This window comes from Dyadobacter chenwenxiniae, assembly GCF_022869785.1.
Classification (GTDB): domain Bacteria; phylum Bacteroidota; class Bacteroidia; order Cytophagales; family Spirosomataceae; genus Dyadobacter; species Dyadobacter chenwenxiniae.
Genome location: NZ_CP094997.1, coordinates 4,337,862 through 4,361,935, shown reverse-complemented (window position 1 = coordinate 4,361,935; position 24,074 = coordinate 4,337,862). Strand labels below are relative to the sequence as shown.

Genomic DNA, 24,074 nt, shown 5'->3' with positions numbered 1-24,074 from the left:
ATTCAAGTTAAGGCTTTTTTCTAATTAAAAAACCTTCAAAGTTGACATTAGGTTCGAAGAGTAACCAAGTTTCACCTTTTCGACCAAAAATTAAAAACTGGGACTTATCATGATCAAAGACCTTTGTTATTGCGATCTGATATAATCGTGTTCGTGTGAAGGAGCTTCCCTCGAAGTAAATGGCCTTATCAGGTTGTGTATCTAAGAATGCTTCGATTGCTTTTAACACAGTGGCAAGCACTTCCGGCATATCGCCATTGTCTGTTATCGTTTGATCGCTATATTCTCCCGATGCAACATTGTAATCAACCAGGGATAGATTATAGACTTCATCAGAAATGGGCGTGATAAATACAACCTTTTCGAAAACACCCCGCCTCCCTATGCTTTGAAATTGAAAGCGGGTGTTCTCGGCATTATATATGAATGGATATGCCTCGTATTGCATTACGAAACAACCTCAATCTTAACCTTCAATAAAAACTCATCCATTTCAATCTCATTCGCTTCGCCATTGAGGTCGTGAATGAGGTTTAATTCCAATGCCTGCACTTCCTGGCAGATGTAATCTTTATTGGCAGTTATGGCGCTGGCCAGCAGGGTGTCGTTGTCCTGCAATGTGATCCTGATTTTATCTGTTACTTCATAGCCGCTGTCTTTGCGCAGGTTCTGGACACGGTTTACAAAATCCCGTGCAATGCCTTCCAGGCGAAGGTCATCTGTAATGGTGATGTCAAGCGCTACGGTTAGGCCGCCCTCGCTGGCAACTAACCAGCCCGGAACATCCTCTGCATGGATCTCAACGTCGGTAAGCGCGATTTCCATGGGCGACGTTGCTCCGTTCAAGGTTATAGCACCGGTTTTTTCAATCTCTTTGATCGCGGCTTCGTCCATTGCAGAAATCGCTGCCGCCACTTCCTTCATTTTCGGACCGAATTTTGGTCCGAGCGTTTTGAAGTTAGGCTTTATTTTTTTGATCAAAATCCCGCTGTCATCATGTACGAACTCAATGGTCTTCACATTGACCTCGGACAAAATAATCGCCTTAACCTGCTCGATCTGGCGTTTGGTATTATCATTTAAAACAGGGATCAAGATCTTGGACAGTGGCTGACGCACTTTAATCTTATGCCCTTTACGGATCGAGTGGACCAGTGAACTGATTGTTTGCGCCTGCTCCATAGCAGCTTCCAGATCCAGATCAACATACTCTGCCTCGATTTTTGGCCAGTGAGTCAAATGAACGGATTCGTATTGATGCCCGGTATTGTTGGCAATGGATGCCGTACGGTCGCCGTCCGTCAGGTTTTTGTACAACCATTCTCCAAAAAATGGAGCGATGGGTGACATCAATTGCGAAACCGTTACGAGGCAATGTTGCAATGTCTCGTAAGCGGCTTGCTTGTCCTCGGTCAAGCCTGCTGCTGAATCCTGTGACGGGTTCCAGAAACGGCGGCGGTTGAGGCGGATATACCAGTTCGAAAGCTGGTCCGTAACAAAGTCCTGAACAAGACGTCCGGCTTTTGTTGGGTTATAATCGTCAAATTGCTCACCCACTTCTTTAACCAATGTATTTAGCTTGGAAAGGATCCAGCGATCCAGCTCGGTGCGTTTTTCAATCGGCACAGAATTAGTCTCATGGAACTCATAACCGTCCAGATTGGCATATAAGGCAAAGAAATTATATGTGTTAACCAACGTGCCAAAGAATTTGCGCTGCACTTCTGCGATGCCGTCAATGTTGAATTTAAGGTTGTCCCAGGGCTCCGCATTGGTGATCATATACCAACGGGTAGCATCCGGCCCATATTTGGAAAGGGTTGCGAAGGGGTCAACGGCATTACCAAGACGTTTGGACATCTTATTACCGTTTTTATCCAAAACCAACCCGGTGGAAACGACATTTTTGAATGCCACAGAATCAAACAGCATCCCGGCAATTGCATGCAGTGTAAAGAACCAGCCACGCGTTTGATCCACACCTTCTGAGATAAAATCAGCAGGATAACTTTGGTTAAATATCTCCTGATTCTCAAATGGATAATGCCACTGTGCGTAAGGCATTGCACCTGAATCAAACCAAACGTCGATCAGATCAGGCTCTCGGTGCATCACATTTCCTTTTTTGGAAACCAACACAATGTTATCAACGTATGGCCGGTGGAGGTCGAAATCACCATTTTCCAGTTTGAGCAGATAGTCAGAATTGGTTGTGGCCTGCTCTCTCGTCAAATGTTCCGACAGTAAAGCCTCTTCCAGCAAATCCTTCAATTCTTCAATGGAACCCACGCAAACTTCATCGCCGTGATCATTACGCCAGATCGGCAGGGGAGTTCCCCAGTAACGTGAGCGCGACAAGTTCCAGTCAACCAGGTTTTCCAGCCAGTTGCCAAAACGACCTGTTCCCGTGCTTTCAGGTTTCCAGTTGATAGTTTTGTTCAGTTCCACCAGCCGGTCTTTCATGGCAGTGGTCCTGATAAACCAGCTATCGAGCGGATAATATAATACGGGCTTGTCCGTACGCCAGCAGTGTGGGTAAGGGTGCTCGTATTTTTCAACTTTGAATGCCTTCCCTTCTTCTTTTAACCTGATCGCAATCAGCACATCGGTTGCCCGGAATTCCGGATCATTTTGCTCTTCTTCGGAATAATATTCAGGCTTCACATAGCGACCCGCGTAATCGGTGATTTCTTTTACAAAACGGCCCTGGCGGTCCACAATGGGCACTTCTTTCCCGGTTTCGTCCTTCACCATAATGGCTGGGATTCCATTGGCTTGTGCCACCCGGAAGTCGTCCGCACCAAATGTGGGAGAAGTATGCACTACGCCCGTGCCGTCCTCAGTAGTCACAAAATCACCAAGAATTACGCGGAATGCCGGTTTTTCAGGCTGTACATAGGGTAATAACTGCTCATATTCAATGCCCTCCAGGTCTTTTCCTTTGAATTCTCTCAGGATTGTCCAGGGAAGCAATTTTTTATCGCTGGCTTCATAACCTTCGAAATTACCGTCCCGGCCTTTTTCAGAGAAATATTTCGGGATCAGATCCTTCGCCAGCACAACGGCCACCGGCGCATGGGTGTAAGGATTAAAGGTTTTTACCAATACATAATTGATGTTGGCACCAACTGTTAATGCTGAGTTCGCAGGAAGCGTCCAGGGCGTGGTTGTCCAGGCGAGTATGCGGATGTCAAGACTTCCCAAGTCTCCAAAGACTTGGGAAGTCTCAGCCGCCTTTACCTTAAACATGGCCACAATGGTCGTATCCTTCACATCCTTGTAAGTCCCAGGCATGTTCAGCTCGTGGGACGACAATCCGGTTCCGGCCGCAGGAGAGTAGGGCTGGATGGTGTAACCTTTATATAATAAACCTTTGTCGTACAGCTTTTTAAGTAAGTTCCAAAGGCTTTCAATGTATTCACTTTTGTAAGTGATATAAGGATCTTCCAGATCAACCCAGTAACCCATTTTCTCGGTCAGATCATTCCATTGATCTGTAAATTTCATCACCGTCTGCCGGCATTTTTCGTTGTATTCTTCAACCGAAATGGTTTTGCCAATGTCCTCTTTCGTGATGCCCAGCTCTTTTTCGACCTGTAATTCTACCGGGAGTCCGTGTGTGTCCCAGCCTCCTTTTCTCTTGACCTGGAAGCCCTGCAATGTTTTGTAACGGCAAAAAATGTCCTTGATCGAACGCGCCATAACATGGTGAATACCAGGCGTTCCATTAGCAGAAGGCGGCCCTTCAAAAAATGTAAATGACGGAGCACCTTCGCGCGTTTCAACAGACGCTTCAAATATCTTTTTGTCTTTCCAGAATTTCAGAACTTCGTCTCCAATTTGCGGATAACTCAGTTTTTTATACTCGTTGTATTTCATATGTGCTGTTAGCTTTTAGCGCTCGACTATTAGCTTTCTAAGGTAAATGCGATGTATTGTTAACACCAACCGGCAATTTAAGAGCGCAAAATTACGATTTTTTTTCTGCTAAAAGGTTGCTCCGCTTTCAATGAATGTGAAAGCATATTATGTTATTTTAGCACTTTCACAAGCATAAATTACAATTCAAAAAAGATATGGAACAATACAAAAGGCTCCTCACGTTCAATAAGGGGTGGGCTGCCAAACAATTGGATCTGGACGAATCCTATTTTGAAAATCTTGCAAAAGATCAAAAACCAGATTTTTTATGGATTGGCTGTGCCGACAGCCGCGTTCCCGCGGAAGACCTTACCGGCTCGCAGCCGGGTGAAATGTTTGTGCATCGTAATGTCGCCAACCTCGTTGTGCACACGGACATGAATATGCTAAGCGTGCTTCAGTATGCCGTGGAGGTCCTCAAAGTAAAGCACATTCTCGTTGTAGGACATTATCAGTGTGGCGGGGTGAGAGCAGCAATGACGAACGACGACTTTGGACTGATCAATAAATGGCTTCGTAATATCAAAGATGTTTATGACAAGCATGAGTCTGAACTTGAAGCAATTGAGGACAAAAAAGCCCGTTTCGACAGGCTTGTTGAACTGAATGTAACGGAGCAGGTGAAAAACTTGTCTAAGACAGACATTATACAGAAAGCATGGCAAAAAGGGCAGTCTGTACACTTGCACGGGTGGGTTTACGGGATTCATGATGGCATTTTGAAACCTATCATCGACATGCCGCCAGGCACCGAGGTCACCGGCATTTATAAATATCAGTTTGATTAAAAACAAGAAATCCTGGTCCTAATCGATCAGGATTTCTTGTTTTATGAAATGTTCGCACTACATTAGTAATTTGATTGAGTCTAAATAGTAATTAGAAGCATTGTGCCAATGAAAAAACTGATCGGGAAATTACATCTTTACCTTGGTCTGGCGTCCGGGATTGTGGTTTTTGTGGTAGCCATAACCGGTTGTATCCTTGCTTTTGAGCATGAAATTAAGCGCTTCACACAGCCTTACATGTTCGTGGAGCCGCCAGCCAGTAATGCAAAAGTTTTACCGCCGTCGGTTTTACAAGCCAGCGCAGAAAAGATGCTTCCCGGTAAAAAGGCGAACGGCGTGCTTTACGGCATTCCGACGCGCAATGCCGAAGTTGGGTTTTACAATGCTAATCCTGAATATTATTATGTAGTTTATGTCAATCCGTATACTGCGCAGGTGCAGCATGTCTGGAATGAGGAAGGCGATTTTTTTCACTTTATCCTGCACGGACATTATTACTTGTGGCTCCCGCCTACGATTGGCCAGCCTGTTGTGGCGTCTGCAACATTGATTTTTCTGATCATGCTGATCAGTGGACTGGTGTTGTGGTGGCCAAAAAATAAATCAGCTGCAAAACAGCGTTTCTCGGTTAAATGGGACGCTGCGTGGAGGCGGAAAAATTATGATTTGCACAATGTCTTCGGCTTCTATGTCTTGTCAATTGGCTTCTTACTAGGCTTTACAGGGTTAGTGTGGGGTTTCAAATGGTTTTCCCAGGGACTTTACAATGTGACCGGCGGTAAAGGTTCGGATGAATATTACATTCCTGCTTCGGATTCCACCTTACTAACCGGCGCGTTTACGCCCATAACGGCTGTCGACAAAGTCTGGCTTGCATTAAAAAAGGAATATCCTGTCAATGAAGGGATGAACATTTCCATTCCACATACAAAATCAGAGTCAATCTTTTCATTCGTGAATTTCAGAGCCGGGACATATTATAATGTCGACTATAATTATTTTGACCAATATTCCCTCAAGAAAATCAAAATGACGGGACCTTATGCCGGGCGTTATAAGGATGCCGACTTCGCAAATACATTACGCAGAATGAACTATGACATTCACGTGGGTGCCATTTTAGGACTTCCGGGCAAGATCATCGTTTTCCTGGCCAGCCTCATTTGCGCCAGTTTACCTGTAACAGGGACCATTATCTGGTGGGGCAGACGGAAAAAACAGTCCAGAAAGGTCAAGAAAAGCACACGTTCATTGAAGCCGGATCTGGTAAGCCGTTAGCCTATTCTTTCTGGTAAATGCGGACGTAATCGACTTCAAACTTGGCAGGGAATGTCGTTTTCGAGAGGTCGCCGCCATTGTCGCCGCCCAGGGCAAGGCCCAGTAATATGTAATGCGGATGCCGGAAAGGGTGCATTGCGGTTTGTTCCGCATTGGTCGCCTGGTCCAGATCCTGTGAATTGATCAGCTTATCGTCTAAATAGATTTTGATCGATTTTTCATCCCAATCCATCCGCCACACATGGAATTTTTGAGACCATTCGGGATCATTGAAGTCTTTAACCGGCAATTTTACTGAATTCCAAATAGGTTTGTAACGCTCTGTCGATCCCCAAGCGAGGTTAGCGAGCAACATTCCCTGATAAAATTCCATAATGTCAATTTCACCATTATCCGGCCATTCCCCTTTCTCACCCAATGTCCAGAACGCCGGCCACAAACCCAGTTGCGTGTCGATCCTGCCCTTCATTTCGAACCTCCCATACTGCCAGCTTTGCTTGTTTTTAGTAATAATGCTGGCGGAAGTGTACGCAGCATATTCCTGATTTTCTTTCCAGTTGCTGCTATTCGGCACGTAATTGGGGTTTTTGAGTTTTTCCTGCCTGGCTTCGATGATGAGATAACCATTTTTGCAATAAGCATTTTGAGCCTGGTACCATTGCGCTTCGCGATTGCGGGTAAAACCCTGTTCGGGCTGCCACACTTCCGGATTCGGGGCGCCGTCTTTTTCAAATTCATCAGCCCAGACCAACTTCCATTGCGCTTGTGCAGGCATAATAATTAGGTTTAAAAATACAAAAAGACTCAAATGCTTCATTGTTGATAGCATGCCTTTAATAATGGTAGTTTGTTCGATACAAAGGGCATCATTAAAATAATATACCGTTCGGCAGATTTTGAGAACTTTTCACCTTATTTGCGCAAGTGCCGAATCACAGTAACAATGAGTAAAATATTTGATACAGCCAAAAAAGCGGGTCTGGACGGTTTTATGCTGGCTTTGCTGAGTATGATTTTCCTGGCGTGGCTCTGGCCTTATCCTGGAATGAAAGACAGTCCGGTGCCACTTTCCAAGATTTCCACCATTGCCGTTTCTATCATTTTTTTCTTTTACGGACTGAGGTTAAGCCCGGAAAAGTTGCGCGTCGGGCTCATTAACTGGAAGTTACACGTGATGGTGCATATCTCCACTTTTGTGCTTTTCCCACTGCTGGCCCTGGCCTTTCGTCCTTTATTCAAGACGGACGAAAGTCAGACGCTCTGGCTCGCCATTTTTTTTCTTACCGCGCTTCCATCCACCGTTTCATCGTCCGTCGTTATGGTTTCGATTGCTAGGGGAAACATTCCGGCCGCCATTTTCAACGCCAGCATATCGAGCCTGATCGGCGTCTTCATCACGCCGCTTTGGATGGGTTTGGTGATGGATGCAGGACCCGGGCATTTTGATCTGCTTTCAGTAGTAGGAAAGTTGTCCTTACAAGTATTATTACCAGTTTGTGCAGGCATTGCATTGAACAAAAAATGGGGACACTACGCGGAAGAGCACAAAAAATACATCCGTTATTTCGATCAATCTTCTATTTTGCTGATTGTTTACACTTCTTTTTGTGAATCATTCGGGGAGCACTTGTTTAGTTCACTGGGAATAAAAGAAATTGTATTTTTAGGGATAGGAATGATGAGTTTGTTTTTCGGGATCTATTTTCTGTTGACCTTCATCAGCAACCTTTTACATTTCAATCGGGAAGATCGGGTAACGGCTGTTTTTTGTGGTTCAAAAAAATCCCTTGTTCAGGGAGCGGTGATGTCAAAAGTGCTGTTTCCGGGGGCCCAGGCAGGTTTAATGCTTTTGCCTATCATGATTTACCACGCGCTTCAATTGATTGCGGCGAGTATCATCGCGCAGCGGATGGCAAGGGAAGAAGAGGGGCAGAAGCAGATTTTCAATTAAAACAAGACTTTATGCGTGCATTATCGTGGATTATACGCCTGCTGATGCTCATTTTGCTGCTCGCCGGGCTTAATTCGGTCTGGAATAATTTCCGGGCAGGCAACTGGGTTCCTGACTGGATGAGCAGCAAAGAACAAAGTGAAACCACGCACGCGCTCGTGTTGCAGGAGATCAGTGCGATGGGGAAGCTGGAACTGGTAAAGTATAATTTCAAAGATGTTGTGGAACAGCAAATTGTCAAAATGTGGCTGCCCAACGCAAAGGCTATTTTAATTGTACAGGGCGAGGCTATTGGCTGTGTGGATTTGACTAAAATCGAAATTGCCGATATTACTTCCGAAAATGAAGCGCTGGTTATCAATATGCCCGAGCCTGAGCTATGTGTCTTTAAAATTGACCATAGCAAATCGAGGGTTTATAACACTGAATATGCTTTCAACGAAGAGGCGAAACTGGTTCAGGAAGCATATAAGCAGGCTGAAAAGCAGATCCAGAAATCGGCACTGGATATGGGTATTTTAGATCAAACCAAAGAAAATGCACGCAAAATACTGACCCCGGTTCTGGAAAAAGTTTCGGGGAAAAAAGTGATCCTGAAGTTTCCGCTTAATACGAAAATTGAGAAGTTGCGCTAGTCTAACAATTCCTAAATAACCCTTTCTGATGAGTAAAAGAGGATTCCTTACGCAAGAAGAACTGACCATTAAAATTGGGGAAGGGCTGATCGAAACAATCGTTGTTGCTTTTACAGATCATTATGGTCGGCTTATGGGCAAGCGTGTGGACGCTGATTATTTTCTGGATTCGGTGATCAGATCCGGCACGCACGGTTGTAATTATCTGCTGACAACAGATATGGCAATGGAGCCTGTGCCAGGCTACAAATATGCCAATTGGGAGCTCGGATACGGCGATTTTCACCTCGTGCCGGATTTGTCAACCCTTCGCATTGCGGATTGGCTCGAAAAAACAGCCCTGATCATTTGTGACCTGTACAATGAAAAGTCACACCAGTTGGAATCCATAGGTCCGAGATCAATATTAAAAAAGCAGTTACAAGGTCTGGAAGACGCTGGCATGCAGTGTCTTGCTGCTTCTGAGCTGGAATATTATCTTTTAGAGAATAGTTACAAACAGGCTTTTCAACAAGGTTACCAAAATCTCACACCGGCGGGCTATTATCTTGAAGATTACCACATTATGCAGGGAACCCGTAATGAAAAGTTCACTTCCGCAGTAAGAAGGCACCTTAAAAATTCGGGCATTGACGTTGAAACATCCAAGGGAGAGTGGGGCCTAGGCCAGCACGAGCTAAATGTCAAGTATGCAGAAGTGCTTCCGATGGCTGATAACCACGTTGTTTATAAGCAATGCATGAAGGAAGTAGCTGATGCGATGGGCGTTTCCGTCACATTCATGGCCAAGTTTGCAAGTGATCAGGCAGGTTCCAGCAGCCACATTCACATGAGTTTGTGGAAGGATGGGCAAAACGCATTTATGGGTGACCAGGAATTCGGGCCGGTAAAGGGATCCGATTTATTTCGCTGGTTTCTCGGTGGCTGGATCAGGCACGTCCCGGATGTCATGCCATTTTACGCCCCGACCATTAATTCATATAAACGTTTCGTGGACGGCTCATGGGCGCCCACCAGACTTGCGTGGAGCTACGACAACCGCACAGCCGGTTTTCGCGTGGTAGGAAGCGGGGCGAGCCTGCGGATCGAATGTCGCATTCCGGGCGCGGATTGCAATCCTTATCTCGCATTTGCAGCCTCGCTGGCATCTGGTTTGGACGGGATCAAAAACAAGATCGAGCCTCCGGAATGTTTCGTCGGCGACATTTACGCAGCTGCACATTTGCCACGCGTCCCCTATACATTAGCCGAAGCCACAGCATTATTTGAAAACAGCGAATTCGCCAAAAATGCATTCGGCAGCGAAGTCGTCGAACATTACAGCCATTTTTTCAAAACCGAGCAAAGGGCATACGACACGTCCGTGACGGATTGGGAAAGGAAGCGGTATTTTGAACAGATTTGAAAAAATGCGGAGCATTAAACTTGTCAGGCCGCGGCGCGGCCTCCTGTTTCTAGAAACAGGGATTACCGAAATGAATCCGGCCCCGGCGGGCCTCCCAAAAAGACCAAATTGTTTTAACATAAAAATTCAATCACCATTAAACATTAACCCCACAAAAACCAATGCGTTTAGAAAATAAAGTGGCCCTGATCACAGGGGGAAGCGGTGGAATTGGGCGTGAAACTGCGCTTTTATTTGCCAAGGAAGGAGCTAAAATAGTTGTTACGGACGTCAATGATGCCGCCGGACAGGAAACGGCTGATGAAATTGTTGCCAATGGAGGCGAAGCTTTTTTCCTGCATTCCGATGTTTCGAAAGCTGCTGATAATGAAGCGGCGGTTGCTTTTGCAGAAGAGAAATTTGGCAAACTGAACGTTATTTTCAACAACGCCGGCATTATGCACAGCGATGATGATAATGCCATGACGACCGACGAATCCATTTGGGACTTAACGATGAACATCAACGCAAAAGGCGTGTTTTTAGGTTGTAAATATGGCATTCCGGCGTTGCAGCGCGCAGGCGGAGGATCTATTATCAACACTGCATCGTTCGTGGCGATATTGGGTGCGGCCACTCCGCAGGTGGCTTACACAGCCAGCAAAGGCGCTGTTCTGGCATTGACACGAGAGCTGGCAATCATTCATGCACGCGAGAATATCCGCGTTAATGCACTGTGCCCCGGCCCATTACGCACGGAATTGCTGATGAAATTTTTAAATACAGAAGAAAAGAAACAACGCAGACTAGTCCACATTCCCATGGGCCGTTTCGGTGAGGCGAAAGAAATGGCGTACGCTGCATTATTCCTGGCTTCCGATGAATCTTCTTTTGTAACAGGAACTGATTTTCTGGTTGATGGCGGAATCACATCAGCTTACGTAACACCGCTCTGATTATGCCAATACAAAAAACAATAAGCCCGATTGACGGCTCCGTGTATGTGGAACGGACATTGGCAGAGCCCCAAGATGTTGAAGCAGCGTTGGTCAATGCCATTGCTTCCCAGAAAGAATGGCGTAAAACTTCACTGGATGAGCGCGAAGCGATCTGTCGCAAAGCGGTTGAATATTTCCTGGACAATGCGGATGAAATAGGTTTGGAACTGACCTGGCAAATGGGCAGACCAGTCCGTTACACAGCCAACGAGATCAGAAAGGGTTTTCAGGAGCGGGCCCATTATATGATTTCCATCGCCCAGAAAGCATTAGCAGACGTAGAAGTGGAGGAAATTTCCGGGTTTAAAAGATTTATCCGCAGAGATCCGTTGGGCGTAGTTTTCGTGGTGGCCCCATGGAACTATCCTTATCTGACTTCTGTAAATTCCGTTATTCCGGCTATAATGGCCGGTAATGCTGTGATTTTGAAGCATGCCCAGCAAACGCCGCTTTGTGCCGAACGCTATGCAGCGGCCTTTGAATATGCAGGCTTGCCTAAGGGTGTATTTCAATATTTACATTTAAACCATGAGCAGGTTGCACAAGTAATCGCAGATAACCGCATTAATTATGTTGCTTTTACGGGCTCCGTGGAAGGTGGTCACGCCGTGCAGAAAGCGATTAATGAGCGTTTCATCATAGGCGGATTGGAATTGGGCGGTAAAGATCCTGCTTATGTGCGGGCGGATGCCGATTTGGCCGATGCGGTTGAAAATCTGGTTGATGGCTCGTTTTTTAATTCGGGGCAATCGTGCTGCGGGATCGAGCGGATTTATGTGCATAAAGATGTTTATGATCAGTTTGTTACAGAGTTTGCAGCATTGACCAAAACTTACATTTTGGGAGACCCTACAAGCACTGAAACGACGCTCGGGCCAATGGTCCGCACGTCAGCAGCGGAATTTGCTCAAAAGCAGGTGAATGACGCCATTGCACAAGGAGCAAAAGCATTGATCGACCCCCAACTTTTTCCGGTACATCAATCCGGAACGCCTTATTTCGCCCCGCAGGTGCTGGTTAATGTGAACCACAACATGCAGGTGATGACGGAAGAAACATTTGCTCCCGTTGTAGGCATCATGCCTGTTGAAAGCGATGAGGAGGCGGTTAAGCTGATGAATGACAGTCAATATGGGCTTACAGCCTCCATTTGGACCGCTGACATGGATGCAGCCTTATCGATTGGTGAGCAAGTTGAAACCGGGACCTGGTTTATGAATCGCTGCGATTATCTGGATCCTGCCCTCGCGTGGACCGGCGTTAAAAATTCAGGCAGAGGTTGCACGCTTTCGACAGTCGGTTACGAGGCATTGACCCGCCCGAAATCATTTCATTTGAGAATCAACGCATAATGTCAACAGTGAAAGTTGGGTTACTGGAATGCGACCATGTAAGGGACGAGCTGCGCCACATTGCCGGAGATTATCGCGAAATGTTTCCGGCGCTGTTTTCAAAGGTCGCCCCTGATTGGGACTTTCAGTTTTATGATGTTTGTAATGGTCAATTTCCTGCTTCGGCGGATGCGTGTGACATTTACATTTGTACCGGTTCCAAAAATTCTGTCTATGATCAGGAAGATTGGATTGAGCAGTTAAAGGAATTTGTGATTTCGGTTTATCGGTCGGGAAAGACATTTATTGGCGTCTGCTTCGGGCATCAAATGTTGGGCGAAGCATTAGGCGGTAAGGTGGAGAAATCACCTTTGGGCTGGTGCGTAGGCGTGCATCGTTTCCAGCTGGCGGTCCGTGAAAGCTGGATGGAGCCATTTACAGATGTGTTCAATTTGCTGATGATGTGTCAGGATCAAGTGGTACAATTGCCGCCTGACGCAACATTGCTGGCGGAAACGCCCGATTGTCCGCACGCCATGTTCCGCGTAGGCGACCGGATGCTGGGTATTCAGGCGCACCCGGAATTTCCAAAAGAATACGATAAAGCATTAATGCAGCTTCGGGCTGAGCGGATCGGTGAAAAGAAGGTAGAACTGGGCATTGCAAGTCTGGAATTGCCGACGCAGGAAATCATGTTTGCGCATTGGATAAAGAAGTTCTCTTCTTAATTTTATCCCAACAAGCATTCAGCACACCCGATGACCGATAGTACAATTTCAAAACGCCAGATTTTAAGTCCTCTTCAAACAAGCCAGAAGATCCGCAGGATTGCGTTTGAAATATATGAGCACAATTTTGAGGAAACACCAGCATTATCATTGCAGGGATTGCTGGAGAAGGTTATGCCTTTGCAAAACGACTCGTTGCCGAGCTTGCAGACATTTCCCCTTTACATGTAGAGCTGATCGAGCTGCGTTTTGATAAACACATTCATTTCCAGAGCCCCATCATTTTTGATAAGGATGTTCAGGTTGAAAATCAGGTCATTATTATTGCTGATGACGTGCTGAACACCGGGCGCACGTTGGCTTTTGCTTTGGAACCATTCCTGAAAGTGAGCATGAAAAAAGTCCAGGTTGCAGTGGTCGTGGATCGCAGCCATCACAAGTTCCCCATTCATGCGGATTACGTTGGTTATGCATTAAGCACAACGCTTACGGAACACGTAGAAGTGGTTTTGAGCCGCCCGGAAGAGGAAGGTGTTTACTTGAAATAAGTCGCCCCGCACCCAGACTTTCCAAGTCTTCAAGACTTGGAAAGTCTCTAGCTAAAAACGCGCCGCAGCTTCACATTCTCAACCGGCCGGATAATCAAGGGCACTTTCTCTATTTTGACGGAGCTGCTGTCCAGACCAAACCATTTATCCTCAGCCGTGGTGAAGTCTTTTACGAAGAAATAAGTCTTCATAACAAGCTGTTCAAAGAGCGGCAGGTCGTTTTCAAAGGACAGGAACCTTTCCAGCACAACAAAGCGGAAATCTCCCGTAATGTTCTGTCTGCTGAGCGATTCGTAACGGCTGGTAATGTCCACTTCTTTGTTCATCACCATATCCTCAACCACTTTCCTGAAGAACATATTGATCCTTTGATCCACCCGGAAGCCAAGCCGGAAATTGATTTTGATCACATTATCATTGTTGTCGTCGTCCGACAGCACTTTGTACTCCATTGTATACGGGTCATCCGTAATATCGACGTGGATAAACCAGTAAACGTCAGCACGTTTGGGCCGTTTTTGGAATATAGAATAAATGACTTTCGTTTCAATTTCTGTTGCCCGTGAAGCATTGGTCATAAACACGAGGTGCGTCGTGTATTTTGGAATACTAATATCGCGGCTAAGCTCGTGTAATGCAGGTAAATACTTTTCCAGCTTGGTATATTCAGTCAATCGCAGCTTAATGTAGAAAGCTTTCAGCCAAACCGTCATCAAACCGGCCACTATTGTTCCGACCAGAATTGTAAACCAGCCTCCATGCGTAAATTTCAGCAGGTTAGCCCCCAGGAACATGCCCTCAATGCACAAATAAATGAACATGAAAACAATGACAATCCACAAGTTAACCCGTTTGATATACAAATAATAGGAGAATAAAATGGTCGTCATGATCATGGTTAACGTTATCGCCAGACCATAAGCAGCTTCCATATTGGAGGATTTTCCAAAATATAGAACTACGCCGCAGCAGCCCATCCACAGCAGCCAGTTGATGCTGGGCACATATAGTTGGCCTTTTTGATCGCTTGGATAAATCAACCGCACTTTCGGCCAGAAATTCAAGCGGATCGCTTCGGATATCAATGTAAATGAACCGGTTATAACAGCCTGGCTGGCGATAATAGCTGCTAATGTGGCGATGACAACGCCGGGAAGGAGCCACCATTCGGGCATGATTTCATAAAATGGTTTGCGTGCTTCGAGCAGGTTGCCCATTTCAGAAATAAGCCATGCGCCCTGGCCGAAATAGTTGAGTAGCAAGCATATTTTTACAAAAATCCAACTCACACGGATGTTCTCGCGGCCGCAGTGTCCCAGGTCGGAATACAATGCTTCCGCACCCGTTGTACAAAGGAAAACGGCCCCGAGGATCCAGAAACCGCCGGGATGTTTGGTGATGAGGTCGTAGCCGTAAACCGGGTTAAGGGCTTTTAGTATTTCCGGGTGTTCCAGGATCTGGAAGAGCCCCAAAACGCCCAGCATAACAAACCAGGTGATCATAATGGGGCCGAATGCACGGCCAACGACCTTGGTTCCAAATGCTTGAATAACAAATATTAGCGTCAGGATGCCGATTACGATGGGGACAGTCTGAATGTTGGGATAAATGAGCTGTAAACCTTCCACAGCGGACGAAACGGAAATAGGAGGGGTGATGATCCCGTCGGCGAGCAATGTACTGCCACCTATAACCGCAGGCACAGTGAGCCATTTGGCGTGCTTCCGGACGAGTGCGTAAAGTGCAAAAATTCCGCCTTCCCCTTTATTATCAGCCCGTAAAATCAGGATTACGTATTTGACAGTCGTTTGTAAGGTAAGCGTCCAGAAAATGCAGGAAATAGCGCCGTAAATGATCTCTGCTGTGATCATCTCATCCAGGATGATCGCCTGCATTACGTAAAGCGGAGAGGTGCCTATATCTCCATAAATAATCCCGAACGCAACCAGGACACCCGCTGCCGTAACTTTATCTAATTTATGCTTTGATTCCATTCACTTTAGGTCGAAAAACGGCGAAAGTTAGGAAACCGCATGCAAAATGATACTTCCAGCGATGAAATTAATTTTCAATCGGGCACTTCTTGCGGAACGTATAGCGGGATTATTGTGTTTGGAGGCCCGGGCAATGGTTCCGGGTTGAGGAGACTGTGTTAAAGTAAGTTAAAATTTACGCCTCAGGTGAATGTTTTCCACAACAAAAAGAGGTTCAGACAGATGATAACCGAGGTGATAACCCATGCTAAAATGGTCAAAACCTTCGAGTTCGCGAAGCGTCCCATGATCTGGCTATTGGAAGTGAAAAACACCAGCGGCACAACTGCAAAGCTCAATTGCAGTGACAAAATTACCTGACTGAACACCAGCAGATCGGCCGTTCCCTTTTCTCCATACAAATAGGAAACGATCAGTGCAGGAACAATCGCAATGCCTCGCGTAATGAGGCGACGCAGCCAGGGTTTCAGCCGGATATTCAAAAATCCTTCCATGACGATCTGCCCGGCTAATGTGCCTGTCAATGTGGAACTCTGGCCGGAAGCAAGCAAGGCTAGTGCGAAGAATATCCCCGCCAGACCAACACCCAATACAGGATCCAGTAAATGATATGCGTCCGTAATGTCCGCAATTTCAAAGTGTCCGTTTGAGTGGAAAGCCGTTGCAGCGAGGATCAGGATGGAAGCATTGATAAAAAATGCGAGGAATAAAGAAACGGTAGAATCTATCGTAGCGAAGCGTATGGCGGATTTCTTGCCTTCGTCGTCGCGGTTAAAAGCCCGCGTTTGCACAATGCTGGAATGCAGGTAAAGGTTATGCGGCATTACCGTCGCGCCCAGGATCCCAATGGCAATGTAGAGCATTCCCGAATCCGTTACAATTTGTGTTTTTGGGATCAGGCCATCCATAATTCCGGCCATGGAAGGCTGGGAAACGACCATTTCATAAATAAAGCTCAGCAGGATAATGCCCATCAAACCCGCAACAATGCTTTCGATAATGCGAAATCCTTTTTGCTGAAAATAAAGCACAATCAGCACGTCAAAAGCTGTAAAAAGCACGCCTAGCGGCAATGGGAGACCGAAAAGAAGGTTTAATGCGATGGCTGAACCGATCACTTCGGCCAGGTCCGTGGCAGCAATAGCGATTTCCGAAAGCACCCAAAGGACAAATGAAACCGGTCTGGAATAGTAATCCCGGCAGGCCTGCGCCAGATCACGGCCGGACGCAATGCCCAGTTTGAGCGAAAGATGCTGCAAAAGCATGGCAAACAGGTTGGAAATCAGTATAACGGATAGCAATGTATAACCAAACCGCGAGCCACCTTCAATGTCTGTCGCCCAGTTCCCCGGGTCTATATATCCCACGGCGACCATTAACCCCGGCCCCGTAAATGCCATCAATTTTTTCCAGAATCCTGCACCTTCCGGAACGACTATCGAGGAATGCACTTCTGATAAAGAAGCAAGCCTTCCGCCTTCACCAGGTGTCGTGTTACGCTGGGTCTCCTGTATTTTCAAACTATCAATCATTTTTTAAAGCCGTTGTAATAAACAATTTAGTTTACTAAAAACAAAGATAAAAGATTCTGTAAATATATTTTTAGGTCAGTCTAAATTTTTTATTTTACGATTAGTAAGTCGTACTTTTGTTCATATCAAGATTAATGCCTTGGTGCTGACTTCAATGCAAAACTCCTTCACAGAAGAAAATTATTTAAAGATCATTCACGCACTTTCCGGCCGTGAGGGCGTGGAGGTAAGCACGAATGCGCTGGCAGAAAGCACATCCACCCGAGCTGCTTCCGTAACAGATATGTTACGTAAACTGGCGGAGAAAGGATTAATCCATTACAAAAAATATCAGGGCGTAAGACTTACCGATAGCGGTGAAAAGGTCGCTATTAAGGTGATCCGCAAGCACCGGCTTTGGGAAGTGTTTTTGGTTGAAAAATTGGGTTTTGGCTGGGACGAGGTGCACGACATTGCGGAGGAATTGGAACATATTCCATCCGAGATCCTGGTCGAGAAACTGGACACATTCCTGGGTCACCCCAGATTTGATCCCCACGGCGACCCGATCCCCGACGCCAAGGGCAACCTTACCGAACCCGATTACACCATTCTGACTGACATTCAGGTGGGTGAAAAAGTGCTGATGATGGGCGTTCTGGATCACGCGCCGTCTTTTTTACAACATCTGGATCGGTCAGGCATTACATTGGGTGCCGTTATAGAAGTGAAAGAGATTAATGAATATGATAAATCAGCTTCTGTACAAATAAACGGCGGTCAGACGTTGTTTATCAGTCTCGAGGTGTCCAAAAATTTACTGGTTCAGCGCCGATGAGACTTCCCCAGCCATGAGATTGAAAATACTGGATCGTTATCTGATCAAAAATTTCCTGATAACCTATGTTTTCGTTGCATTCGTGATCGTGCTGATCATTTGCATGATCGATTACACGGAAAAAGTGGATGACTTTCTGGATAAGAAAGCGCCGCTGAATGAGATTATTGTGGATTATTATTTCAACCTCATTCCTTACTGGATCAATTACATCAGTCCGCTGATGGTTTTCATCGCCACCGTTTTCTTCACTTCCCGGATCGCGGCCCGCACAGAGATCATTGCCATGCTCAGCAGCGGGATCAGCTTCGGGCGCATGCTGCTGCCGTATATGGTCGGTGCGACGGTTTTGGGGTTTCTTACATTCATTCAGGTGGGGTGGATCTTGCCAAAAGCGAATAAGGTCCGTAACAGTTTTGAAAAAACATATGTAAAGCAGGAATTCTATTTCAGCGGGCATAATGTGCACATTACCATCGCCCCGGACGTGTACGCCTATCTGGAAAGCTATAATACAATGACGAAAACGGGTAACAAATTCACGATGGAAACGATCAAGGGCAATGTGCTTTTGCAGAAGTTCTACGCGGATAAAATTGTCTGGCAGCCCAAAAAAGGCAAATGGACATTGCAGAATTACCAGGTGCGGACATTGGACAGCTTGGGTGAAAAGCTGAGCAGCGGCGCAGAAATTGACACAACGATCAATTTATCTCCCAAGGATTTTGAAAGTGATTATAACCTTTTTGAAACATTCACCTTACCTGAACTGAATGCTTATATTGATCTGCTGAAAAGTCGCGGCGCAGACGGTCTGGAAGTTTATCTGATTGAAAAATACATTCGTTTTACCCAACCTTTCGCCATCCTGATCCTTACAGCGATCGGCGTTATCGTATCGGCCAGGAAAAGTCGCCGTGGCGTAGGCTGGCAGATTGCGCTCGGGTTCATGCTGGCGTTTATTTATATCTTATTTTTCCTTTTGTCAAAAGGCGTGGCGGAGGCAGGCACGATCAACACATTGTTCGCAGTTTGGCTGCCCAACATTGTTTTTTCATGCATAGGGCTGATTTTATATAAAACATTGCCCCGATAACCATGTTCTCACCCACGGCACTGCGTTCGTATCTGCATCTTCATTTTCTGGTCCTGATCTGGGGTTTTACCGCTATTGTTGGCCTTATGGTCACCATTTCACCGGTTTCGCTGGTTTTTTACCGGACGTTGTTTGCGGCAATCGGGTTAGGCGCCATTATTTTTTTTAAGAAAAAGCAATTCAAGGCGGATAATAAGGACATAATCCGAATGTTGGCGGTCGGCTTTATTTTATCGGCACATTGGATGCTGTTTTTTGCGTCGGCGCGGGTTTCAACAGCTTCGGTTTGCCTGGCAGGAATGGCTACCACATCATTATGGACAAGTTTAATAGAGCCACTGGTCAACAAAAGAAGCATCCGGCCACTCGAAGTAGGATTGGGGATTTTGGCATTTGCAGGTTTATATGTTGTTTTCAAATTCGAATTTGATCATGCTTTGGGCTTAATGCTGGCGCTGGCATCCGCATTATTAGCCGCCATGTTCACCGTCGCCAACAGCAGGCTCGTGCAACGCATTGACGCTTATACCATTACATTTTACGAAATGATCGGTGCGACATTCTTTTCACTGATTTTTGTAGTCATATTCGAATGGCAGGGCTGGTCGGGCGGAGAACCTTACATTCCGGTTGCCAAAGATTGGGTCTGGATATTGTTCCTGGCCCTCATATGCACAGTTTACGCAAGCACAATGGCCACGCAACTGATGAGGCAATTTTCGGCCTATCTCATCAACCTCACCATTAACCTTGAACCGGTTTATGGCATTGCGCTGGCTTTTTTCTTTTTTGGCGAGAAAGAACGGATGACCTCCGAATTTTACATGGGCACATTGCTGATATTACTCGCCGTGTTGCTTTACCCGCTGCTGATTAATACGGTTTTAGGTAAAAAAAGCACATTAACCGAGAAATAAACATTCAAACCTAAATCCGAAGACTCCATTGATAAAAAGAGCATATTAACTTATTACTGCTATTTTTGTCGACTCAACCAAAAGGTGTTCTATGAATCCAGCGCGTTTACTTCTGGTAATTCCCTGCTACAATGAAGAGGCCATATTGCATCTGACCTATTCTAAACTGAGCGTTTATTATAACTCGCTCAAACAGCAGGGCCTTATCACAGAAGACAGCCGCATTTGCTTCGTGAATGATGGAAGCCGCGACAAAACCTGGAACATTATAGAAACTCTTTGCCAGCAGGATCCGAACATTATCGGCGTAGGTTTATCCCGAAATTTCGGCCATCAAAGTGCAATTATGGCGGGTCTGGAAAAAAATATTGACAGTTTCGATTGCTTCATCACCATCGATGCTGATTTACAAGATGATATGAATGCCATTGCAGCCATGGTCGAAAAGCACCGTGACGGCGCAATGGTCGTTTACGGTGTAAGAGGCGACAGGAGTTCGGATAGTTGGTTCAAGCGTGTTACTGCCGAGAGTTTTTATGTGTTAATGCAAAAAATGGGCGTTCCAGTTGTTTTCAACCACGCCGATTTCCGGTTAATGGACCGCCGGGTTTTGCAGGAGCTGGGAAATTTTAAAGAGATTAATATGTTTCTGCGCGGCATTGTGCCGCTGGTGGGTTTCAGGAATGATAAGGTTTTTTATAACCGCCTGGAACGCGAAGCCGGAGAAACGAAGTATCCGCTGAGCAAAATGCTGCTTTTTGCATGGAATGGCATTACGTCTTTTTCAACGTTCCCCATGCGCCTGGTTTTGTATTTCGGCGTTTTTAATTTTTTGGTCGCAATGATTATTGTGGCTTATATTCTTTTCTCCTATCTGGTCGGTTACACCGTTCCCGGCTGGACTTCCACCATGTTACCGCTTACGTTTTTTAGTGGTTCCAATATGATGGCGCTTGGGCTGATCGGAGAATATATTGGCAAGATTTACGAAGAAGTAAAAGGCCGTCCTCGTTACATCATTGAAAAAACTTTAAATGAATAGATTTTATCGGAAATATCGGATCGTAGGCAACTGGATCAACATTTTATTGATGGTCACAGTGCTGGCTCCGTTATTCGCGCTCTCTTATTACAATCATCCTTCCCCGGCCGACGATTACTGTTACATCGACACGGTGTTTAAATTCGGCTGGCTCGAAGCCATGAATTATTACTATTCCGGCTGGACGGGGCGTTATTTTGGTATTTTTCTTAACCATTCCAATCCGCTGCTGTTTCATTCGGTTACCGGTTTTAAAATATTGCCGGTCATCCTGCTTTCAGGAGTTGTTTTCGCATTATATAGCCTGTTCCGGCACCTTACGCCCACATTGTCGCGAATGGCACATTTGGGATTTGCGGGTGTGGTTTTCTTCCTTTATATATTGAAAATCGCCAGCATGTCCGAGGCATTCTACTGGATGGCGGCGTTCGTGACTTACACGATCCCGAACATTTTCACATTGCTATGGATCGTGCTCGTGCTGCGCTGGTATCGCCAGGATACGCAAACAGCGAAGATCCTTTTAAGCACATTGGCTGGATTCCTGGTCTTTGCGATCGTTGGAAGCAGTGAAACGAACCTGCTGATCATTGTTTTGCTCATTGGCGCGTGGTGGGTTTACCGCATTCTTTTCCACCGTAAAGTGGATGGTTTTATGATAGCGATGTTGCTGGTTTGTGCGGCGTCCTGTTTCTTGTATTTCAGTTCTCCGGGTAATCAGGCCCGCATTGGCGGCAATCCGCTCGGCGGTAATGTTCCATTTTCGGTAATTTCTTCGTTCAAAAAACTCGCCGTTTTAAGCTTCGACTGGATTTTCCGAACTCCGCTGATTTTCTTCTCATTGGCCTGGCTGGTTGTGCTTTCCAGGTTGTCGGCCGGGGCGCGCAATTATTTCTCCATTCCGGTTTGGTATGCGGTGCTATTATTCGTTGGTGTGCTTTCCGCGCAGCTTTTCCCTTCTTATTATGGAGTGGGGATTGAGCCGACACCACGCGTGATCAACTGCGTTTACTTCTTTTTCCTGATCGGCTGGTTTTATGTGATTGGCGTTGTTTTCCATTATTTCAGAAAAAGCAATACGAATCAATTTCAGTTTTCAGTGGTGCGTTATGGGATACTTTACGCCGTTCTGATCCTGTCTATAAGCCTTTCGTTTTATCGTAGTGCTAATGTGCGTTTAATGTATTCAGACTTAATTCATGGCAAGGCGGCGGCATTTGACAAGGAAATGTACGAGCGCTATGCCCAGTTGCGCGAGTCAAAAGAAAGCACTGTTTATTTGCCGCCAATCCATTCCAAACCGTTATCGATTTTCGTGGATGACGACATTAAGGACAATCCTGATCATTGGTGGAACAAATGCATGGCCGGATATTTCGGCAGGAAAGTAATTATCATGAAAGATTCGCAAGGTGAACAGCAGTAAAAAGTTAGCCATAAGTGCCGCCATGACATTGCCCGTGCTGCTTTGGGTGTTTGTCATTTTATATTATTCAGTCAACCTCCCCTGGTATGACGATTTTGATCCATTTCCCGACTTTTTAAGAAAATGGATCACAGACTCATCCTTTTCGGACCGGTTAACATTGCTTTTTCAACCCAATAACGAACACCGCATGGTGATCGGGAAGCTCGTGACGCTTGCTTACTATTGGGTAACCGGACATTTAAACTTTACATTTCTGCACATTGCCGGCGCCTGTTTCACGCTCGGAACATTAAGGATTTTCTGGCTTTCTTTTGCCAAAACCAAAATTAACTGGTGGTATTTTTTGCCAGTTCCTTTTTTACTGTTCCAATTGCAATATCACCTGGTTTTTCTCTGGGCCATTTGCAGCTTGCAGCACCAGCCGGTTGTGTTTTTTATCAGTCTTTCCATGTTTCTTTTATCAAGAAGCAGATTTGGTTGGGCGGTTTTGGCGGCCGTTTGTGCTACTTATGCAATGAGTAATGGGATCTTCGTTTGGCCCGCTGGCGTGATGATCCTGTTTTTGAGATCCAATTATAAGCAGCTCAGCATTTGGCTTTTAGCTGGTGCAATGGCAGTAGGGTTTTACTTTTACGGCATGTCGGCGCAGGGCAACGAGTCCAGCATGGAGTTCTTTGCCAAATATCCACATTTGTCCGTTTTAGGATTCTTCGCGTTTCTGGGAGGCTTGTTTGATTTCTTTCCCGAAAAAACCATTGTCGTCCGCTCCGCATTGCCGGTTTTGATGGGCTTTTTGGTAATGATCTGGGTGGTTATCTGGTTGTACAAACAACTCATTCCCTGGCTTAACCGCACATTCAACTGGCCAAAAAATATCCGTTACACAAGCTCAGAAGCGTCAATCGATAAGAAAAACCAGGACATGTTCCTGTTGGGTATACTGACATTTTTATTGGTCAATGCGCTCATTATAGGCTTGTTAAGGCCCCGTTTTGGGTTTTTCGTGATGATTGTCAGCAATTACAAAATGTATCCCGCGCTGTTTTTGACCGTGGCTTATCTTACGTTCATCAATGCGGTTTCAGGGAAACAAATTCAGGAATGGATATTTCAATTTGCGCTGACAATGAGCGTAATCATTTGGGGTTTTTCCATTTACGGTTATCTGCCCGTCATTGCGGAAAGGAATAAATATCTGACAGTCAATGGTTACAACCAGGAGCACAATGCATTTGGGCTCGGTCACGTGCCGTTTTCAAAAAGCGCTTTTTATGTGGATTCGATGATGAAGCAAATGGTGAGCTGGGATGTTTACAAATATCCGGACAGGCCCGAAATGCTTGCCAAGGAAATGAGCAGGATACAAAACCCAATGCCGGATGAAGAAGGGATAACGGTCTCGACACGCGACAGTATTTTGTATATCAATGATCCACAAAGTCACATTTCACTGAACCGCAATAATGGTCAATATGCCTTTGTCAGGGATGCCAAACAGCTTTATTTCTTTAAAATGACGCCTCAGAAATACATGGGGCGGAACATTTTGAAACAATATGATAAGGGCGCAGACATAGAAATTCCAATGACGTCCCTTAGGCCGGGATCTTATGATTTGGGCATCATTAACATTCAAAACGGAAAGTCAGAAGGCGGTATTCTTAGAAAAATTACAATCCCATAAA

Annotated in this window: 19 protein-coding genes and 1 pseudogene; 15 read left to right on the top strand and 5 right to left on the bottom strand. The window is 45.7% G+C overall.

Annotated features, from left to right (window positions below; translation table 11 throughout):
* Nucleotides 1-7: 7 nt before the first annotated feature.
* Together MUK70_RS18530 and ileS are read right to left on the bottom strand one after the other, a co-directional pair.
* Complete coding sequence (locus MUK70_RS18530) at nucleotides 8-448, bottom strand: DUF6934 family protein (RefSeq protein ID WP_234654406.1); 441 nt, start codon at nucleotides 446-448, stop codon at nucleotides 8-10.
* Nucleotides 448-3,879, bottom strand: coding sequence for an isoleucine--tRNA ligase (gene ileS / locus MUK70_RS18525; protein WP_234654404.1), 3,432 nt, complete (start codon nucleotides 3,877-3,879; stop codon nucleotides 448-450). Before ileS ends, MUK70_RS18530 begins: the two co-directional genes overlap by 1 nt.
* Nucleotides 3,880-4,076: 197 nt before the next feature.
* Here ileS and can point away from each other — a divergent pair, with 197 nt between their 5' ends.
* Together can and MUK70_RS18515 are read left to right on the top strand one after the other, a co-directional pair.
* Nucleotides 4,077-4,709, top strand: a complete 633-nt coding sequence (can, locus tag MUK70_RS18520) for a carbonate dehydratase (protein WP_234608629.1) — start codon at nucleotides 4,077-4,079, stop codon at nucleotides 4,707-4,709.
* A 108-nt stretch (nucleotides 4,710-4,817) separates the two neighbouring features.
* Nucleotides 4,818-5,987, top strand: a complete 1,170-nt coding sequence (locus MUK70_RS18515) for a PepSY-associated TM helix domain-containing protein (protein WP_234654402.1) — start codon at nucleotides 4,818-4,820, stop codon at nucleotides 5,985-5,987.
* 1 nt (nucleotide 5,988) lies between these two features.
* Here the strand turns inward: MUK70_RS18515 and MUK70_RS18510 are convergent, their stop codons facing one another.
* Nucleotides 5,989-6,762 carry a glycoside hydrolase family 16 protein gene (locus MUK70_RS18510; RefSeq protein WP_234654400.1) on the bottom strand — a complete coding sequence of 258 codons (774 nt, stop codon included), beginning with the start codon at nucleotides 6,760-6,762 and terminating at the stop codon, nucleotides 5,989-5,991.
* A 168-nt stretch (nucleotides 6,763-6,930) separates the two neighbouring features.
* Between MUK70_RS18510 and MUK70_RS18505 the strand changes: the two genes are divergently transcribed.
* The 7 genes and pseudogenes from MUK70_RS18505 to MUK70_RS18475 all read left to right on the top strand — a co-directional run bounded on the left by MUK70_RS18505 (nucleotide 6,931) and on the right by MUK70_RS18475 (nucleotide 13,562).
* Nucleotides 6,931-7,938: a bile acid:sodium symporter family protein gene (locus MUK70_RS18505; protein WP_234654399.1), complete on the top strand. Its 1,008-nt coding sequence runs from the start codon at nucleotides 6,931-6,933 to the stop codon at nucleotides 7,936-7,938.
* 11 nt (nucleotides 7,939-7,949) lie between these two features.
* Nucleotides 7,950-8,573, top strand: a complete 624-nt coding sequence (locus tag MUK70_RS18500; RefSeq protein WP_234654398.1) for a DUF4230 domain-containing protein — start codon at nucleotides 7,950-7,952, stop codon at nucleotides 8,571-8,573.
* Nucleotides 8,574-8,601: 28 nt separating this feature from the next.
* Nucleotides 8,602-9,978, top strand: a complete 1,377-nt coding sequence (locus tag MUK70_RS18495) for a glutamine synthetase family protein (protein WP_234654397.1) — start codon at nucleotides 8,602-8,604, stop codon at nucleotides 9,976-9,978.
* A gap of 161 nt (nucleotides 9,979-10,139) precedes the next feature.
* Nucleotides 10,140-10,913 carry a glucose 1-dehydrogenase gene (locus MUK70_RS18490; protein ID WP_234654396.1) on the top strand — a complete coding sequence of 258 codons (774 nt, stop codon included), beginning with the start codon at nucleotides 10,140-10,142 and terminating at the stop codon, nucleotides 10,911-10,913.
* Between the two features lie 2 nt (nucleotides 10,914-10,915).
* Nucleotides 10,916-12,307 (top strand): aldehyde dehydrogenase family protein, encoded by a 1,392-nt coding sequence (locus tag MUK70_RS18485; protein ID WP_234654395.1) that lies wholly within the window; start codon nucleotides 10,916-10,918, stop codon nucleotides 12,305-12,307.
* A complete protein-coding gene (locus tag MUK70_RS18480; protein WP_234654394.1) occupies nucleotides 12,307-13,014 on the top strand; it encodes a glutamine amidotransferase-related protein in 708 nt (235 codons plus the stop codon). The genes MUK70_RS18485 and MUK70_RS18480 overlap by 1 nt, the downstream gene beginning before the upstream one ends.
* A gap of 30 nt (nucleotides 13,015-13,044) precedes the next feature.
* Nucleotides 13,045-13,562, top strand: a pseudogene (locus MUK70_RS18475) (phosphoribosyltransferase family protein).
* A 47-nt stretch (nucleotides 13,563-13,609) separates the two neighbouring features.
* On the opposite strand, the gene MUK70_RS18470 reads toward MUK70_RS18475, so the two are convergent.
* Both MUK70_RS18470 and MUK70_RS18465 read right to left on the bottom strand, forming a co-directional pair.
* Nucleotides 13,610-15,556: a KUP/HAK/KT family potassium transporter gene (locus MUK70_RS18470; RefSeq protein ID WP_234608619.1), complete on the bottom strand. Its 1,947-nt coding sequence runs from the start codon at nucleotides 15,554-15,556 to the stop codon at nucleotides 13,610-13,612.
* Between the two features lie 182 nt (nucleotides 15,557-15,738).
* Nucleotides 15,739-17,088: an Nramp family divalent metal transporter gene (locus MUK70_RS18465; protein ID WP_234608618.1), complete on the bottom strand. Its 1,350-nt coding sequence runs from the start codon at nucleotides 17,086-17,088 to the stop codon at nucleotides 15,739-15,741.
* A gap of 154 nt (nucleotides 17,089-17,242) precedes the next feature.
* Here MUK70_RS18465 and MUK70_RS18460 point away from each other — a divergent pair, with 154 nt between their 5' ends.
* The 6 genes from MUK70_RS18460 (at nucleotide 17,243) to MUK70_RS18435 (ending at nucleotide 24,073) form a co-directional block, all read left to right on the top strand.
* The gene (locus MUK70_RS18460) at nucleotides 17,243-17,905 is read left to right on the top strand and encodes a metal-dependent transcriptional regulator (RefSeq protein WP_234608617.1); all 663 of its coding nucleotides are present in this window, start codon (nucleotides 17,243-17,245) and stop codon (nucleotides 17,903-17,905) included.
* A 19-nt stretch (nucleotides 17,906-17,924) separates the two neighbouring features.
* Entirely contained in the window at nucleotides 17,925-19,001 is a 1,077-nt protein-coding gene (locus MUK70_RS18455) for an LptF/LptG family permease (RefSeq protein WP_234608663.1), read from the top strand.
* Between the two features lie 2 nt (nucleotides 19,002-19,003).
* Nucleotides 19,004-19,918, top strand: coding sequence for a DMT family transporter (locus MUK70_RS18450; protein ID WP_234654393.1), 915 nt, complete (start codon nucleotides 19,004-19,006; stop codon nucleotides 19,916-19,918).
* 91 nt (nucleotides 19,919-20,009) lie between these two features.
* A complete protein-coding gene (locus MUK70_RS18445; RefSeq protein ID WP_234608615.1) occupies nucleotides 20,010-20,960 on the top strand; it encodes a glycosyltransferase family 2 protein in 951 nt (316 codons plus the stop codon).
* On the top strand, nucleotides 20,953-22,386 hold the full coding sequence (locus tag MUK70_RS18440) for a DUF6056 family protein (protein WP_234654392.1): 1,434 nt from the start codon (nucleotides 20,953-20,955) through the stop codon (nucleotides 22,384-22,386). The genes MUK70_RS18445 and MUK70_RS18440 overlap by 8 nt, the downstream gene beginning before the upstream one ends.
* A complete protein-coding gene (locus MUK70_RS18435) occupies nucleotides 22,373-24,073 on the top strand; it encodes a hypothetical protein (protein ID WP_234654391.1) in 1,701 nt (566 codons plus the stop codon). Before MUK70_RS18440 ends, MUK70_RS18435 begins: the two co-directional genes overlap by 14 nt.
* The last annotated feature ends 1 nt before the right edge of the window (nucleotide 24,074 follow it).